Below are 16198 nucleotides of genomic sequence, written 5' to 3' on the forward strand. Positions count from 1 at the left end.
TGGTGCTTGCGTGTGTGAGGTCTGTGCTAGCGAACGTCGGTCTGTTGGGCGGCGCCGCTCTTCAGCAGCGCCTCGATCCGGTCCGGGGCCAGTCCCAGTTCGGCCAGGATCTGCGCCGAGTGCTGGCCGAGCAGCGGCGGCGCGGTCATCGGGGTGGGTGTGCCCTCCATCCGGAACCCCGCCCGCACCTGCTCCAGCGGACCGGCTGTGGGGTGCTCAACCGTGCGCAGGACGTCGTCGCCCCTGGCGTCCGCGGTGCGTAGCGCGTCCAGCACACCCCGGACCCGGCCGGCCGGGACCCCGGCCTCGACCAGGACCGTCATCCAGTGCTCTGCTGGTCGTTCCTGAAGGGTCCTGGAGAGTTCCGAGACCAGTTCCCCGCGGTGCGCCACGCGTTGCGGGTTGGTGGCGTACCGGGGGTCGGCGCCGAGGTCGGGGCGGTCGATCGCCGCGCACAGCCGCTGGTACAGGGCGTCGTTTCCGGCCGCGATGACTACTTCCGCGTCCTTGGTCGGGAACGCCTGGTACGGGACGATGGTGGTGTGCGCGTTGCCCACGCGGGCCGGTTCGGACCCGGTGACCAATGCTTGTTGGGTGAGGTTGACCAGGCTGGACAGGGTGGAGTTGATCAGCGAGACGCTGATGTTCTCGCCCCGCCCGGTCACCCGGGCCCGCATCAGCGCGCCCAGGATGCCCACGGCCGCGTTCAGACCGGTGAGGACGTCCGTGAGCGCCACCCCCACCTTGCTGGCCGGGCCGTCCGCGGGACCGGTCGTGGCCATCAGCCCGCTCTCGGCCTGCACGACGATGTCGAACCCCGGCCGCGTGCTGGGCTCGTGCTCGGGGCCGAACCCGCTCACCGAGCAGTACACGACCGCCGGGTTGCGCTTGCTGATCTCCTCGTAGCCCAGCCCGAGCCGGTCGATCACCCCCGGCCGGAAGTTCTGGATCACCACGTCCGAGGTGGCGCACAGGTCCTGGACCGCGGCCAGCCCTTCCGGATCCTTGAGGTCCACGGCCAGGCTGCGCTTGTTCCGGTTGACGGACAGGAAGTAGGCGGCCTCGCCGGGGGAGTGCTCCGCCCGGTGCTCCTCGGTCGGCTCCGCGTAGGGCGGTCCCCAGGAGCGGGTGTCGTCGCCGCGACCGGGCTGCTCCACCTTCACGACCTCGGCGCCCATGTCCGCGAGCAGCATGGTGGCGTAGGGGCCCGCGAGCACCCGGGACAGGTCGGCCACCCGCACCCCCGCGAGGGGCAGCGGGGCACCTGTCTCGGGTCCGGGTTCGGGGCTGGTCTGACTCATGCGCGGGTCACTCCTTGCCGTCGGGGTTCGCGGAGCCGTCGGGCAGCTGATCGCCGTCCCGCAGCTGGTAGTAGGTCTCCAGGCAGCGGCGCAGCGCCGTCGTGAGGGCGGCCCCGGACTGACCCGCGTAACGCGTCTGGACCCGATGGACGATCTCCGCGATGTCCTCGGTCACCGAGGCGCCCTCGACCAGCGCGCGGAAGAAGTCCTTGGCCAGGTCGGTCAGGAGAGTGGTGTCCGCGGCCACGATCCGGCCGTCCGCGGAGTCCACCGCGAGCACGACACCGAGCCGCTGGTACTGGGAATGGCTCGCCACCGAGTCGGGGAGTCGGGCGTAGCCGGAGATGAGCACAACCCTGGGGTTGCGGAAAAGCTGCTGAACACGGTCATCGCCGTACAAGGAAGGCACCTCTTGTCTGCGGGCATGCGAAAACTCCGACGCACTGGAGTCTCGCGCCTGAAGGGCGGCCGGGGGAAACCGGACACCCGCGACGTGAGGGCAGTTCGGGATCAGTATGACCCAGCCAGGTCCGCCGCTGTCAAGAGGGGCGGTGTTCCAGGCCACAGGAAGACACGGATGCGACCCGCGCGCACCTTGTGTTACATTTCGGCACAGGTCACGAGTACCAGCGACAAGCCCCGGCTAGCTGGTCGGCAACCCTCCTTCCGCGGTGGGGTGCCCCGGGTGAGGACCAGGTCCCGACACGACCGTGTCAGACAAGCGCGGACCCCTGAGGAGACGCCGTCATCCGGCGTACCCCGGTGGGTCCCACGACCCACAGAAGAGGTGCCCCATGACCACTGTCATCCCGTTCGACTCCACCCGCTCCAGCCGCTCCGCCGCGCGGATCGCGGCCCGCGAGGCCGACACCGCGAACCCCTGCGCGATCGTCACCGCCGACAGCGGGGTCCCCCTGGTCACCGGCGAGTACGTGGACTACGCCAACTTCGACTACGCCGCCAGCGCGCCCTGCCTGACCAGCGTCGCCGACGCACTCTCCGCCGCCCTGCCGTACTACGCCAGCGTGCACCGCGGCGCCGGACACCACTCGCAGGTCAGCACCGACGCCTACGAGCGCGCCCGGCGCAGCCTCGCCCGCTTCCTGGGCGTGCGCGCCGAGGCCGACGAGTCCGGCTCCGCCGACGCCGTCGTGTTCGTCCGCGGCACCACCGACGCCGTCAACCTGCTGGCCCGTGCCGTCCCCGAGGGCTGCACCGTGGTGGTCTTCGAGTCCGAGCACCACGCCAGCCTGCTCCCGTGGGAGCACCCCGCCTCCCGAGCCGGCGAGGTGGTGCGGCTGCCGCTGCCCGAGACCCCCGAAGCCGCCGTGTCCGCCGCCCGCGCCGCGCTCGCCGAGGCCCCCGAAGGCCCCAGGCTGCTGTGCGTGACCGCGGCCTCCAACGTCACCGGTGAGATCTGGCCGGTGGAGGAGCTGGTCGAGGCCGCCCACGCCGAGGGCGCCCGCGTGCTCGTGGACGCCGCCCAGTACGTTCCGCACCTGCCGTTCAGCCTCGCCGAGACCGGCGCGGACTACGTGGCGCTGTCCGGCCACAAGCTCTACGCGCCCTTCGGATCGGGTGTGCTGGCCGGTCGCTCCGACTGGCTGAGCGCCGCCACCCCCTACCTGGCCGGTGGCGGAGCGACCCAGAGGGTGACCGAGCACGACGTCGTCTGGAACGACCTGCCCGCCCGCCACGAGGCCGGAAGCCCCAACGTGCTCGGCGCCGTGGCGCTGGCGGCGGCCTGCGACACCTTCAACACCCAGACGTTGTTCCTACAGCACATCCGCGAGGCGGCGCTGCTGGAGCGCCTGCGCGCCGGGCTCACCGAGATCGACGGTGTGCACGAGCTGACGCTGTGGGGCGCCGAGCACGCCCGCGTCGGGATCGTGTCGTTCGTGGTCGACGGCCTGCCCGCGGACCTGCTGGCCGCCGCGCTCTCCGCGGAGTACGGCATCGGGGTCCGGGACGGCCTGTTCTGCGCCCACCCGCTCACCCGGCACCTGCTCCCCGAGGGACACACCCAGGCGGTGCGGGCGAGCCTGGGCGTGGGGACCACCGAGGAGCACGTGGACCGGCTGGTGGGCGCTGTCGCGGACCTCGTGGCCCGCGGACCGCGTTGGGAGTACGCCGACTACGACGGCCGCCTGGCCCCGGTGCCGGACCCGCGCAACGTCCTCTGATCGGCTCTTTCAGCCGCGCTGGGTTCGGACGGTTCGGACAGAGCGGGGGGAACCGGGGGCGGGGCCAGGGTGTTCGGGTCTGGGGGCTCGGGACCTCATGCTCACAAGAGCTTCCGACGCACGGACCTACATAAGGGGCAATAGGGCACATTTCACTCGGCTGTGTGCGGGGCATCACTTTCGCAAGCGGTACTATCAGGCCGTGACGGCAAGGCGCACCGTCGTCGGACCCGACCGGTCCGCCCCGACGAAGCGCCCTGCCTCCCGCGAGCGAACCGGCTGGGGGAGCGTGATCGTGACGGACGTCCGAGGACCCAAGGCAGGTCCCCTCACGGCCGTGTTCCGAGAACCCGAACCCCTGCGCGTGCCCGGGCAGCAGTCCCGGGTGGTCAGCCTCGGTAACCGCACCAGCGCCTGTGCGCCGCCCGACCCCGTCGAAGCCGAGCGGGTCCGCCTGCATCAGGCCTTCCTCGGCCGGGCCGTCGACTACCTGTGCGCCGACGCCGGGATACGCCAGTTCGTGGACTGGGGCTGTCCGGTGCCCGGCACCGCCGAGCTGATCAGACGGGCCCACAGCGACGCCACGGTGGTGCGCGTCGCCCCGACCGGTACGGCCGGGGTCCTAGCCGCCGCCGCGGACAACGTGGCCGTCCTGTCCGGGGACGGCTCCGGACCCGGGGCGGCCTCCCCGCTCCGTCGCCTCCACACCAGCGGGCTCGTCGATTTCGACGAGCCCGTCGCCGTACTGATGACCCGCCCCTTCGGTGAACAGGACCCGCCCGCAGGGCTGGACGCCCTCCACTCGGTGATGCGCGGCGGCGGCTACCTCGCGCTCACCTCCACCGCGCCCCGCGCGGTGGCCGAGGCGGCCTTCTCTCCCTTCCTCCCCGTCGAACCGGGGGTAGCCGACCTCACCTGGTGGCCCTACCCCGACGAGGACGTGTCCGCCCCGGGATGTGGAACCCTGGCCGGACTGGGTCGTGTGCCCAGGAGAGGAAGGGGAGTGAGTCGATGGCGGTGAACTGGAACGGCGAGATCCAGGCGCAGATGCGGTTCTACTGGGACTTCTCGCTGTGGCCCCGGCTGGAGGGACTCACCGACGCCGAGTTCTACTGGGAGCCGGTCCCGAACTGCTGGACCGTCCGCCGACTGCCGGACGGCCGCCACGCGCCCGACGGCGCCTATCCCGAACCCGACCCGCCGCCGGTCACCACCATCGCGTGGCGCATGGGCCACCTCGTGGTGGACGTACTGGAGAGCCGGATCAACTGGCACTTCGGCGACCGCACCGCCAACCGCGACGCCATCGACTGGCCCAGCACCGCCGCCGAGGCCCGGCAGCGCCTGCGCAACGCCTACCTCACCTGGTCCGAGCACCTCCAGGAACTCGACGACGAAGCCCTGGCCGTCCCGGTGGGCGGCGCCGAGGCACCGCAGTGGGCGGACTTCCCGCTGGTGGCGCTGATCCTGCACCTGAACCGCGAGTTCATCCACCACGGCGCCGAGATCGCCCTCCTCCGCGACCTCTACCGCGCCCGCCCCCAGGACCAGGACCAAGGCCAGGGCACAGCGGGCGAGTCCGGTTGGGCCCCCTCCTGAAGATGATCTTGCTACCAGGAGCGAAATCGGCGCCGAACTTGCTCCTGGTAGCAAGATCCTCAGGGAAGAGGGCGCGGAGGCAACGGGCACCCTCGGGTACGGAGTCGGGGCGCCGGGCTAGAGCACGTGCAGCGGGTCCACCCGGACCTGGGCGAGATGCTCGTCGCGGCGGGCGCTGCGGGCCGAAGCCGCGGTCTTCAGCGCCCGGGTGAGCTCGCCGACCGCCCCGCGCGGCACCCGCAGCAGGGCGCGCTCGGTCTGGTTGGTGCCGCTCTCGGTACGCTCCGAACCCACCGGCACCGGGCCGAGCAGCTCCGCTCGCTCGGGGAGTTCGATCTGGTCCAGCAGCTCGCGCAGGTGCTCGGGGGCGCCGGTGATCGAGGCCATCGACACCGCCGGTGGAAACCCGAGCTCGCGGCGCTCGGCCAGCTCCCGCTCGGCGAAGCCGCCCGGATCCCACCGCACCAGCGACTGCACCACCGGCAGCGAGGCGTCCGCGGACACCACCACCGCGCCGCCCGGCCGCACCAGCGCGGACGCGTTCAGCCAGCGACGCAGGGTCTCCTCCGAGGCGCGCAGGTCGGCGCGGTTGAGCAGAGCCCACCCGTCCAGCAGGACCGCCGCGGCGAACCCGCCACCGGCGACCACCGGTTCGGCGCCGGGCGTGGCCACCACCAGCGACGGTTTGTCCGCGACCTCGGAGAGCACCTCCTCGCGCCCCGACGTGCGCACGGTCAGCGACGGGAAGGCCCGGCCCAGTTCCTCGGCGGTGCGGCGGGCGCCCACCACCACCGCGCGCATCCGGCTCACCCCGCACTCGGGGCAGGCCCACTGGCCGGCCACCCGGCCGCACCAGCCGCACGAGGGCATGGCGTGGGAGCCGCGCACGGCCAGCGGCCCGTGGCAGGCGTCGCAGCGCGCCGGTTCGCGGCAGCCCGCGCAGGCCAGCGTGTTCAGGTAGCCCCGGCGCGGCACCTGGAACAGCACCGGGCCGCTCCTGGCGCCCTCACGGGCCGCGCGCAGCGCCAGGCTCGGGATCCGCGCGGACCGGGCCGCGCCGTCCCGGGCGAGTTCGCGGTCGTCACCGGCGGGCTGGATCTGCGGGGCCCGGCTGCGCAGCGTGGCCCGGTCGGCGACCAGAGGGCGGGCCCACCCGGACTCCACCAGCAGCTGGGCGTCGGTGGTGCGGATGTGGCCGCCGATCAGCGCCGCCGCGTCGGCCTTGTGCGCTCGCATCGCCAGCACCGTGCGCGCGTGCGGGTAGGGGGCGTGCGGGTCCACGTGCACGTCGTCGCCGTCGTCCCACAGGGCCACCAGCCCCAGGTCGCGCACGGGCGCGAAGACCGCGGCCCGGGTACCGACCACCACCTGGACCTGCCCGCGCAGCACCGACAGCCAGCTCCGGTAGCGCTTGGCCGGACCCAGGTCTGCGGTGAGCGCCACGTGGCGGCCCTCGCCCAGGCGGCGGGTGAGCGCGGCGTCCACCGCGGCCACGTCGCGCCCGTCCGGCAGCACCAGCACGGTGCCGCGCCCCGCGCCCAGGGTGGCCTCGGCGGCCACGGCGAGGGCGTCGGTCCACTCCGTGCCGGGCAGGGCGTTCCACACCGCGCGGGCCGGTACCCCGCCGCGCAGCGCCTCGATGAAGTCGGGGCCCTCGGGGTAGGCGTCCCAGGGGCCGGGGTCCACCTCCAGCACCGCCGCCTCCACGGTGTCCTGCACCGGGGCGTCGTCGTCGGGAGAGGGCGCCACCTCGGGGTGCTCGGGGGCCTCGGGCGGGTCCTCGTCGGCGGGTTCCACCCCTTCGACGTCTTCGGCCCGGGCCTGCTCCTCGCGTACGGTCTCCTTCTCCACCCGCGCGTGCCGGGGCGGCACCGCCAGCCGCAGGACGTCGCTCAGGGTGCCCGCGTAGCGGTCGGCCACCGCCCTGGACAGCGCCAGGATCTCGGGCGTGAGCACGGGTTCGGGGGAGACCACCGTCTCCAGGTAGGCCAGCCGCCCGGCGAACTCCGAGCTGTCCACCCGCTCAGCGAGGAAACCCGCCAGCAGACGGCCGTTGAAGCGCACCTTCACCCGGCAGCCGGGCACGGCGGCCTCGTCCATGTCGGCCGGGACCCGGTAGTCGAAGTAGCGGTCCAGGTGCGGCAGCGGGGTGTCCACGATGACACGCGCGACGGGGAGCCGGTCGGCGGGCCTGCGCTTGGCCGGTCGACGGCTCCTCGCGGTCTTCTTCGCGGTGTCGGCCCTCTCCTTCGCCGTTTCCTTCTTCTGCTCCTGCCGAGGCAGGTCGAAGAGGACCTCGTCGGGCGGGCCGGGCTGCGCTGTCATCTTCTCTGGTTTATCAGAAGGCACCGACAACACCGCTCTTCCCGGCGGGGAGCCCCTGCCGGGACTGGTAGAACAGTGATCCGTAGGCGCAGCGGATGGGGGACCCGAAATGAAGCTTGTCTTTGCCGGAACACCAGAGGTGGCGGTGCCCTCGCTTCGGGCACTGATCGACTCCGAGCACGAGGTCGCGGCGGTGGTCACCCGGCCCGACGCGCGCTCCGGGCGCGGCCGCAAGGTCTCCGCCAGCCCGGTCGGCGAACTCGCCGAGAGCCAGGGCATCGAGGTCCTCAAGCCCGCCAAGGCCGGTGACCCCGAGTTCCTGGCGCGCCTCGCCGAGATCGCCCCCGACTGCTGCCCGGTGGTCGCCTACGGTGCCCTGCTGCCCCAGTCCGCGCTGGACATCCCCAAGCACGGCTGGGTCAACCTGCACTTCTCACTGCTGCCCGCCTGGCGCGGCGCCGCCCCGGTCCAGCACTCCGTCCTGCACGGCGACGACGTCACCGGCGCCACCACCTTCCGCATCGTCAAGGAACTCGACGCCGGTCCCGTCTACGGCACCCTCGCCGAGACCGTCCGCCCCACCGACACCAGCGGTGAACTCCTCGAACGCCTCTCGGTGTCCGGGGCGGGCCTCCTGGTCCGCACCGTCGACGGCATCGCCTCCGGGGAGCTCAGCCCGGTTCCGCAGCCGGACGCGGACGTCTCCTACGCTGGCAAGCTCACCACCCTGGACGCCGAACTCGACTTCACCGCGCCCGCCCAGCGCGTGGACCGGGTGGCCCGAGCCTGCACGCCCGCCCCCGGCGCCTGGACCACCTTCCGCGGCATGCGCCTGAAGGTCGGCCCGGTCCGCCCGGTCACCGACGCCGACCGGCCCGAGCTCGAACCCGGTGAGCTGCACGTGGACAAGAAGCGCGTCATCGTCGGCACCAGCACCCACCCCGTCGAACTCGGCGAGGTTCAGCCGCAGGGCAAGAAGGCCATGGCCGCCGTGGACTGGGCGCGTGGCGTGCGTCCCACCGAAGTTGACCGACTGGGCCGCTGAGCTGCCGTACTCTCGGTTCTGGCGTGCGTGAGCGCGCGCCAGAACCCGTCCCCGGCTTGTTGAGGCAGAGCACACGTTGAGCGAGCAGTCCCGGTCCCAGCACCAGCGTCCCCGTAAGGGCGGCAAGCCCAGGCAGGGCGGTGGCCAGCGGTCCGGGCCGCCCCAGCCCCGCGACCCCGCCCGCCGGGTCGCCTACGACGTGCTGCGCGCGGTGGAACAGCGCGACGCCTACGCGAACCTGCTCCTGCCCGCCCTGCTCAGCGAGCGCGGCATCCACGGCCGGGACGCGGCGCTGGCCACCGAGCTCACCTACGGGACCCTGCGCTGGCAAGGCACCTACGACGCGATCCTGGAGACCTGCGTCGACCGCTCGCTGTCCTCGGTGGACGCCGAGGTGCTGCCGCTGCTGCGGATGGGCTCCCACCAGTTGCTGTCCACGAACATCCCGCCGCACGCCGCCGTCAGCGAGACCGTGGACCTGGCCCGCCGGGTGGTGGGCCAGCACCGGGGCAAGTTCGTCAACGCGATCCTGCGCAAGGTCAGCGCCCGCGACCTGGACGCGTGGATCGGGGTCATCGCGCCCGACCGTGAGCGCGACCCCAGCGGTTACCTGTCCGTGGTCCAGAGCCACCCGCGCTGGGTGGTCAAGGAACTGGCCCGCGCCCTGGGCGAGCGCGCCAAGGACGGCCTGGTCCGGACCGAGCAGCTGCTGATCGCGCACAACGACCGCCCCAAGGTCACCCTGGTGGCCAAGCCGGGCCGCGCCAAGGTCGCCGACCTCGAGGAGTCCGGGGCGGTCCCCGGCCGCTACTCGCCCTTCGCCGCCTACCTGCCCGAGGGCGACCCGGGCGCGATCCGCGAGGTCCGCCAGAACCGGGCCGCCGTCCAGGACGAGGCCAGCCAGCTGGTCGCCCTGGCGCTGACCCGGGTGGACGCCCACGGCACTGACGGTCTCTGGCTGGACATGTGCGCCGGTCCCGGTGGCAAGGCCGGTCTGCTGGCCTCCCTCGCCGGTCAGGGCGAGGCCCGCCTGGTCGCCGCCGAACTCCAGCCCGCCCGCGCGGGCCTGGTCGCGGGCGCCGTGCGCCGCGCACCCCGCGACGCCGGGCGCGCCATCGCCGCGGACGGCACCAGGCCCGCCTGGAAGCCGGGTTCCTTCGACCGGGTCCTGGCGGACGTGCCGTGCACGGGCCTGGGCGCCCTGCGCCGCCGCCCCGAGTCCCGCTGGCGCCGCGGCCCGGAGAACGTCACCGCGCTCGCCCCGCTCCAGCACGAACTGCTCACCAACGCGGTCGAGGCGGCGCGCCCCGGCGGCGTGGTCGCCTACGTGACCTGCTCGCCGCACCTGGACGAGACCGACGTGATCGTGCGCAAGGTCCTGGACGAGCGCGAGGACCTCGAACTCCTGCGCGCCCCCGACTACCTCGACGAGGTCCCCGACCTCGCCGCCGGCCCGGAGGGCAGGTACGCCCAGTTCTGGCCGCACGTGCACGGCACGGACGCCATGTTCCTCGCCCTGTTCCGCAAGAAGCCGGAGTAGGGGAAGGCGAGAACAGGGGCGACCGCCGGGCCCTGACGGACGGCTCCGCCGGTTCCGACAGGGCCCCGGTCAGTTTCCGGTCCACGTACTGTGCCCGCCGATCGTGCTCGGGGTCGTCGGACGTCCGCACTGGTAGGCGCTGTTGAAGGCCGCTTCGGCGAGATCCTCGTGCGCCCGCGGCCGCTCCGGGGCGCTCCCGGCCTCGGCCAGCACGGCACGTACCTGGTCCCGCGGACAGCGCGATCCGCCTTCCGTTCACCCGACCCCCTGTGCTCTCGGACGTGACAGCGCGACGCCAGCCGTCCCGGACCTACGTGCCCAGGGGTGCAATTCGGGCAAATGGTAATCTACGCCGTAAAGGCGCTGGTATGAGAGGTCGACTCATCAACCACGACCCGTGGCGCACCTGCCCGACGGAGGCCTGGATACACTGCTGACGTGGCAATTCAGATCTCTCCCAGCATCCTCAGCGCCGACTTCGCGCGCCTCGCCGACGAAGCCGCCGCCGTGCCCGGCGCGGACTGGCTGCACGTCGACGTCATGGACGGACACTTCGTCCCCAATCTCACCCTGGGCCTGCCCATCGTGGAGTCCCTCCTGAAGGCGACCCCCACGCCGCTGGACTGCCACCTGATGATCGAGGACCCCGACCGCTGGGCTCCCGCCTACGCCGAGGCGGGCGCGGGCAGCGTCACCATCCACGCCAGGGCCGCCAGCGCCCCCGTACGCACCCTGCGCGAGATCCGCAGACACGGTGCCCGCGCCGGGCTGGCCCTCAACCCCGCCGAGCCGGTCGAGCCCTACGAGGACCTCATCGGCGAGATGGACATGCTCCTGCTCATGACCGTCGAACCCGGCTTCGGCGGTCAGAAGTTCCTGGACCTCGTCCTGCCCAAGATCCGCAAGGCCCGCCAGCTCCTGGACGACCGGGACGCCGCGGTCTGGCTCCAGGTGGACGGCGGGGTCAGCGACGAGACCATCGAGCGTGCCGCAGAGGCCGGGGCTGACGTCTTCGTCGCCGGTTCGGCCGTCTACGGAGCCCAGGACCCGGACAAGGCGGTCGAGTCCCTGCGCGCCCAGGCCCAGCAGGTCAGCAAGCTGGCCTGACCCGTGAGCCGGCGCGGACGCCGCACCGCGGGTAACGATCCCGGCGCGGCGCATGTGTGGGCCTGGTCACAGGGGCCCCGCTCGCTCTAAGCTGCCCGCGGTAGTCGTTGATTTTTCGCTTGGTCGCGGCTCCGTCTTCCCCTGCACGCGCCAGAGGCGCCGGTGTCCGGGGGAGCGGCGCGGCGTGAGCGCGTAGCCAGGCGCGGACCTGTGGAGTACGCGTGAACGCTTGGATTACCGGGCATCTGGCCATGGACGCCCTATGGGAGGCGGAGGGCTCAGCGATCCGCTGGCTGCAGGGCGGGGGCGACTGGCTCGCCTACCCCCTGGAAGCCCTCACCTTCCTGGGCTCCCAGGGCTTCATCGTCGTCCTGCTCGCCGCCGTCTTCTGGAGCGTGCACCCGGGGCTCGGGGCCCGGCTGTTCGTGGCGGTCATAGCCTCGGCGGTGGTGAACAACCTGTTCAAATCGGTGTCCTACGGTCCTCGTCCCTACTGGTTCGACGCCCAGGTCACCGGCTACAGCCATCACAGCGGCTTCGGGATGCCCTCGGGGCACAGCCAGGCCGCGGTGGTGACCTATGGCTATCTGGCGGCCAAGTCCGGCCGCCGATCCCTGCTCTGGGCCGCCGTCGGCGTGATCGCACTGGTGGCCTTCTCCCGGGTCTACCTCGGCGTGCACTTCCTCAGTGACGTGGTGGTCGGCCTGCTGCTCGGCGGGGCCGTTCTGTGGGCGGTACTGCGCTACGAGGACCGCGTGCTGGTCTGGTGGCGCTCCCTGGACACGGTGCGCTGGGTGTCCTGCCTGCTGGCCTTCGCGCTGGTGCCCTGTCTGGCGGCCACCGCCTGGCAGTTCGGTCCGCGCGGCGACTGGGCGGTCCCGGTCACCGAGTGGATCGGCGCCACCCCGGCCGACCCGGCCGGGCACAGCCTCGCCGGGCTCTACACGGCCTGCGGCGCGCTCCTGGGCGGGATCTGGGGCCTCACCCTGCTGCACCGGAGCGGCTGGTACAGCGCCGAGGGGACGATCACTGCGCGGGTGGCCCGCTTCGCGCTCGGGATCTCCGTGGTGGTGCTCATCCTGGTGGTGGAGCAGGTCCTCTTCCGGGACCTGGTCGGCTTCGCCACGGCCCCGGCGGCCTTCGCGGTGTACGCCGCCGTGGCCTTCTGGGCGACCTACGGCGCGCCGCAGATGTTCGTCCGCAGCGGTCTGGCCATCCGCCCCGAGGAGTCCGCCGAGACCGAGGAGGGCGCTCTCTCGCCCGGGGGCGCCGAGTCGGCCGGAGGCGACCAGGCCGCGCCCGAGGAGACGCCCGGTGAGAGCCCCGAGGGGTCCACCGGGGGCGGGTCCAAGAACACCGGTCAGGCATGACCCCTGTCACACCGGCTATGCGGTCAGGCTACCGAGGGGTTAAGATCATGATCGTTTAGACAACAGTCAAACGCGTGCTCCGGGGTCGGTGAAAGTCCGAACCGGCGGTGATAGTCCGCGACCCGGTCGAGTCCATCGACCGGTTGAACCGGTGGAATTCCGGTACCGACGGTTAAAGTCCGGATGGGAGGCAGTGCGCGTTGGGGCGGATCTGAGCCGTGCCGAACCCTGGCGTCGGCTTTCAGCGTCGTCCTTGTCGTGGACCCGATTTTCCACGCACCTTTCCCCGGAGCCGTAACCAGGCGAAGGGATGTAGGGCGTGTTCACCGGAATCGTGGAAGAACTCGGCAAGGTCATCTCCATCGAACCGGCCGGGGCCAACGGCGAAGCGGCACTGCTCACCGTGCGCGGACCCCTGGTCAGCTCCGACGCCGCGCACGGCGACTCCATCTGTGTGAACGGCGTGTGCCTGACCGTCGTCGACCGTGGCGTGGACACCTTCACCGCCGACGTGATGAAGGAGTCCCTGGACCGCTCCTCCCTCGGCGACCTCACCCCCGATTCCCCGGTCAACCTCGAACGGGCCATGCCCGCCCACAGCCGACTGGGCGGGCACATCGTGCAGGGCCACGTCGACGGCACCGCCACGCTCCTGTCCCGGAATCCGGGTGACAACTGGGACGTTCTACGGTTCGGGATGTCCCCGGAGCTCTCCCCCTACGTGGTGGAGAAGGGCTCCATCACCGTGGACGGCACCAGCCTCACCGTCTCCGCCGTGAGCGCCCCCGGCGCCGAGGACGAGTACTTCGAGGTCAGCCTCATCCCCGAAACGCTGCGGGCCACGACCTTGGGCGGCCTGGCGGTCGGCGCCACCGTGAACATCGAGGTGGACGTCATCGCCAAGTACGTGGAGCGCATCACCGCGGTCTCCCTGGCCCGCGGCCAGGGCCAGGCCCGTGTGCAGGACGGCGCCCCCTCCTAGCGGACACCGGCGTCACCACCCACCAGGAACCACCCACGACGTACCTTCAGGAGCGGGAATGACCGTCACCGACACCACCCCGGCCGCCGACACCGAGCAGAGCGGGCGGGCCGTCGTCCTCGACCGGATCGAGGACGCCATCGCCGAATTCGCCGCGGGCAGGGCCATCGTGGTCGTGGACGACGAGGACCGTGAGAACGAGGGCGACATCATCTTCGCCGCCGAGCTCGCCACCCCCGAGCTGCTCGCGTTCATGATCCGCTACACCTCCGGTGTGGTGTGCGTCCCCATGGAGGGCGAGGACCTGGACCGCCTCGACCTGCCGCTGATGACCGCACGCAACGAGGAGAGCCTGCGCACCGCCTACACGGTCACCGTCGACGCCCGTGCGGGTGTCAGCACCGGCATCTCGGCCGCCGACCGCGCGCACACCATCCGCCTGCTCTCCGCCGCTGAGAGCCGCCCCGTGGACTTCGTGCGCCCCGGCCACATCCTGCCGCTGCGCGCCCGTCCGGGCGGTGTCCTGGCCCGCCGCGGCCACACCGAGGCCTCGGTCGACTTCGCCCGCCTGGCCGGTCTGCGCCCCGCCGGTGTGCTAGCCGAGGTGGTCAACGACGACGGCACCATGTCCCGCCTGCCCGAGCTGCGCGAGTTCGCCGACGAGCACGGCCTCAAGCTGGTGTCGGTCGAGCAGCTGGCCGCCTACCGCGCCGCCCTCGGCCAGACCCTCACCGAAGAGGAGGCCAGCCCCGCACTGGTCACCCGCATGGTCGAGACCCGCATGCCCAACAAGCACGGCGAGTGGCGCGCGGTCGGCTTCAAGGGCACCGCCGACGGCGCCGAGCACGTCGCGCTGGTCTTCGGTGACCTGACCGACGGCACCGACGTTCTGGCCCGCCTGCACTCCGAATGCCTGACCGGTGACGCGTTCGGCTCCTACCGCTGCGACTGCGGCGCCCAGCTCGACGCGGCCATGGCCGACATCGCCAAGGAGGGCCGCGGGGTCATCGTGTACATGGGCGGCCACGAGGGCCGGGGGATCGGTCTGCTGCACAAGCTGCGCGCCTACAGCCTCCAGGACCAGGGCGCGGACACCGTCGACGCCAACCTGAACCTGGGTCTGCCGGCCGACGCGCGCGAGTTCGGAGCGGGCGCGCAGATACTCACCGACCTGGGTGTGTCCTCGGTCCGACTGCTGTCCAACAACCCGGCCAAGACCGAGGGCCTGGAACGCCACGGCGTGCGGGTGACCGAGCGGGTGGCCATGCCCACCTTCGTCACCGACGACAACCTCGCCTACCTGCTGACCAAGCGCGACCGTATGGGCCACGACCTGGCCGGCGTCGCCAAGTAGGCGAGCGGTCAGCTCGGCAAGCAGCCGTGCGCGCCCCGTCAAGCAGGCGCCGCCGAGCCGGGCGTCGTCACTGAGCGGGCGTCACCGAACAGGCGTCACCGAACAGGCGTACATCTTCACGCGGGAGGCCGGATCCACCACCCAGGTGGGCGCCTATCCGAGAGCCCATGGGCTTCAACCATGGGTAGCCGACCACCACGAACACCCGTCACACACGAAGAAGGGCCGGTCATGAGCGGCGCAGGACGTCCGGACGAACAGCAGGTCGACGCCTCGGGGATGTCGGTCGGCATCGTCGTCACCCGTTGGAACGAGGCCATCGTCGAGCCGATGCTCGCCAACGCGCTCAGTGTGGTGAAGGCCTCGGGGGCGGGTGAGCCCGTCGTGGTGAAGGTCGCCGGGGCGGTGGAGATCCCGGTGGTCGCCCAGGAACTGGCGCGCAAACACGACGCGGTGATCGCCCTGGGGGCGGTCATCCGCGGCGGAACCCCGCACTTCGACTACGTGTGCCAGTCGGTCACGCACGGGCTCACCGAGGTGGCCCTGCGCGAGTCCACCCCCGTGGGCAACGGTGTGCTCACATGTGACACCCTGGAACAGGCGCGTGACCGCGCTGGCCTGCCGGGAAGCGTCGAGAACAAGGGCGCCGAGGCTGCGCTGGCCGCCCTGGACACGGCGGCGGCCCTGCGCGGGCTGCGCCGCTGACCACCACCTTCCGGCTTCCGGTTCGCGCGCCCTGGTAGCGGGTGAGAGTCACGCCCGAGAGCGTGGGGACGGAGCAGTTGGTGCGGACGAGGGAACAACCTGTGGACGAGGCGTCGAAGAAGCCGGTCCTGCCGATGACGTGGCGGCCCCGGGCGGTACGGCTGGTGGCCTACGGTCTGGCGCTGCTGATCGTGGTGACCTTCGCGGTGCTCGCCGTGATCCTGCCCGCGGACTGGAGCGTGCTGGACCGGGTCCTGGCCGTGGGGTTCGGTTTCGCGATCGCCGGCGGGCTGCACATGCTGGGCCGCCCCCGGCTGATCGCCACCGAGAAGAACGTGGTCGTGATCAACGGGATCCGCACCCACTACCTGGCCTGGCCGGAGGTCCTGGACATCCGGATGCCCGTCGGGGAGCCGTGGCCGTGCCTGGACCTGTCGGACGGCACCTCGCTGCCGGTGATGGGCATCCAGAGCACCGACGGCGAGCTCGCCCAGCGCAACCTGGCGGAGTTCCGTTCGATGCTGGCGCGCGGAGAGGGCGAGGAGCCCGAGCTTCCCTGAGCCGGCTGCCCGACGCGGGGCTTTGCCTGCCCTGTTCGTAGACGCAACCGAATCGAGCCCTCGTTTCCTGGAGGAACGGGGGCTCTTCTGTGTTGTCTTGGGCACATAGGTTGGTACCGGAGGTCAG

The 16198-nt window shown here is 72.1% G+C and carries 14 protein-coding genes and 2 riboswitches; of the genes, 11 read left to right on the plus strand and 3 right to left on the minus strand.

The genetic code is table 11. The features are described 5' to 3' along the window. Positions 1-26: 26 nt before the first annotated feature. Complete coding sequence (locus HNR07_RS01725; RefSeq protein WP_184361021.1) at positions 27-1301, minus strand: CaiB/BaiF CoA transferase family protein; 1275 nt, start codon at positions 1299-1301, stop codon at positions 27-29. Positions 1302-1308: 7 nt separating this feature from the next. Continuing rightward, complete coding sequence (locus tag HNR07_RS01730) at positions 1309-1701, minus strand: DUF3870 domain-containing protein (protein WP_184361023.1); 393 nt, start codon at positions 1699-1701, stop codon at positions 1309-1311. Positions 1702-1916: 215 nt separating this feature from the next. After that, positions 1917-2031, plus strand: a riboswitch (SAM riboswitch). A 64-nt stretch (positions 2032-2095) separates the two neighbouring features. Here HNR07_RS01730 and HNR07_RS01735 point away from each other — a divergent pair. The 3 genes from HNR07_RS01735 to HNR07_RS01745 all read left to right on the plus strand — a co-directional run bounded on the left by HNR07_RS01735 (position 2096) and on the right by HNR07_RS01745 (position 5083). Continuing rightward, positions 2096-3484 carry an aminotransferase class V-fold PLP-dependent enzyme gene (locus tag HNR07_RS01735; protein WP_184361025.1) on the plus strand — a complete coding sequence of 463 codons (1389 nt, stop codon included), beginning with the start codon at positions 2096-2098 and terminating at the stop codon, positions 3482-3484. Between the two features lie 337 nt (positions 3485-3821). Beyond that, the gene (locus HNR07_RS01740; RefSeq protein ID WP_312893531.1) at positions 3822-4505 is read left to right on the plus strand and encodes an SAM-dependent methyltransferase; all 684 of its coding nucleotides are present in this window, start codon (positions 3822-3824) and stop codon (positions 4503-4505) included. After that, complete coding sequence (locus HNR07_RS01745; protein ID WP_184361029.1) at positions 4496-5083, plus strand: DinB family protein; 588 nt, start codon at positions 4496-4498, stop codon at positions 5081-5083. The genes HNR07_RS01740 and HNR07_RS01745 overlap by 10 nt, the downstream gene beginning before the upstream one ends. A 117-nt stretch (positions 5084-5200) precedes the next feature. Here the strand turns inward: HNR07_RS01745 and HNR07_RS01750 are convergent, their stop codons facing one another. Next, complete coding sequence (locus tag HNR07_RS01750; protein ID WP_184361032.1) at positions 5201-7408, minus strand: primosomal protein N'; 2208 nt, start codon at positions 7406-7408, stop codon at positions 5201-5203. Between the two features lie 109 nt (positions 7409-7517). Here HNR07_RS01750 and fmt point away from each other — a divergent pair, with 109 nt between their 5' ends. The 8 genes from fmt (at position 7518) to HNR07_RS01790 (ending at position 16071) form a co-directional block, all read left to right on the plus strand. Beyond that, positions 7518-8453 (plus strand): methionyl-tRNA formyltransferase, encoded by a 936-nt coding sequence (fmt, locus tag HNR07_RS01755; RefSeq protein ID WP_184361035.1) that lies wholly within the window; start codon positions 7518-7520, stop codon positions 8451-8453. A gap of 76 nt (positions 8454-8529) precedes the next feature. Beyond that, entirely contained in the window at positions 8530-9993 is a 1464-nt protein-coding gene (locus HNR07_RS01760; protein ID WP_184361038.1) for an RsmB/NOP family class I SAM-dependent RNA methyltransferase, read from the plus strand. Between the two features lie 438 nt (positions 9994-10431). After that, positions 10432-11100: a ribulose-phosphate 3-epimerase gene (gene rpe / locus HNR07_RS01765; protein ID WP_184361041.1), complete on the plus strand. Its 669-nt coding sequence runs from the start codon at positions 10432-10434 to the stop codon at positions 11098-11100. A 251-nt stretch (positions 11101-11351) separates the two neighbouring features. Then, positions 11352-12470: a phosphatase PAP2 family protein gene (locus HNR07_RS01770; RefSeq protein WP_184371260.1), complete on the plus strand. Its 1119-nt coding sequence runs from the start codon at positions 11352-11354 to the stop codon at positions 12468-12470. A gap of 70 nt (positions 12471-12540) precedes the next feature. Continuing rightward, positions 12541-12671: riboswitch (FMN riboswitch) on the plus strand. A gap of 118 nt (positions 12672-12789) precedes the next feature. Further along, on the plus strand, positions 12790-13452 hold the full coding sequence (locus HNR07_RS01775) for a riboflavin synthase (RefSeq protein ID WP_184361044.1): 663 nt from the start codon (positions 12790-12792) through the stop codon (positions 13450-13452). Positions 13453-13510: 58 nt separating this feature from the next. Next, entirely contained in the window at positions 13511-14806 is a 1296-nt protein-coding gene (locus tag HNR07_RS01780; RefSeq protein ID WP_184361047.1) for a bifunctional 3,4-dihydroxy-2-butanone-4-phosphate synthase/GTP cyclohydrolase II, read from the plus strand. A gap of 231 nt (positions 14807-15037) precedes the next feature. Then, positions 15038-15511 (plus strand): 6,7-dimethyl-8-ribityllumazine synthase, encoded by a 474-nt coding sequence (gene ribH, locus HNR07_RS01785; RefSeq protein WP_017579752.1) that lies wholly within the window; start codon positions 15038-15040, stop codon positions 15509-15511. A 101-nt stretch (positions 15512-15612) separates the two neighbouring features. Then, positions 15613-16071: a PH domain-containing protein gene (locus HNR07_RS01790; RefSeq protein ID WP_184361050.1), complete on the plus strand. Its 459-nt coding sequence runs from the start codon at positions 15613-15615 to the stop codon at positions 16069-16071. The last annotated feature ends 127 nt before the right edge of the window (positions 16072-16198 follow it).

The sequence above is a fragment of the Nocardiopsis metallicus genome (genome assembly GCF_014201115.1).
In the GTDB taxonomy this organism is placed as follows: Bacteria; Actinomycetota; Actinomycetes; order Streptosporangiales; family Streptosporangiaceae; genus Nocardiopsis; species Nocardiopsis metallicus.

What these genes read in the sequence shown, in the direction of transcription:
- HNR07_RS01725 (WP_184361021.1), bottom strand. Translation starts at nt 1,301, where the DNA reads ATGAGTCAGACCAGCCCCGAACCCGGACCCGAGACAGGTGCCCCGCTG.
- HNR07_RS01735 (WP_184361025.1), top strand. Translation starts at nt 2,096, where the DNA reads ATGACCACTGTCATCCCGTTCGACTCCACCCGCTCCAGCCGCTCCGCC.
- HNR07_RS01745 (WP_184361029.1), top strand. Translation starts at nt 4,496, where the DNA reads ATGGCGGTGAACTGGAACGGCGAGATCCAGGCGCAGATGCGGTTCTAC.
- HNR07_RS01750 (WP_184361032.1), bottom strand. Translation starts at nt 7,408, where the DNA reads ATGACAGCGCAGCCCGGCCCGCCCGACGAGGTCCTCTTCGACCTGCCT.
- fmt (WP_184361035.1), top strand. Translation starts at nt 7,518, where the DNA reads ATGAAGCTTGTCTTTGCCGGAACACCAGAGGTGGCGGTGCCCTCGCTT.
- HNR07_RS01770 (WP_184371260.1), top strand. Translation starts at nt 11,352, where the DNA reads ATGGACGCCCTATGGGAGGCGGAGGGCTCAGCGATCCGCTGGCTGCAG.
- HNR07_RS01780 (WP_184361047.1), top strand. Translation starts at nt 13,511, where the DNA reads ATGACCGTCACCGACACCACCCCGGCCGCCGACACCGAGCAGAGCGGG.
- ribH (WP_017579752.1), top strand. Translation starts at nt 15,038, where the DNA reads ATGAGCGGCGCAGGACGTCCGGACGAACAGCAGGTCGACGCCTCGGGG.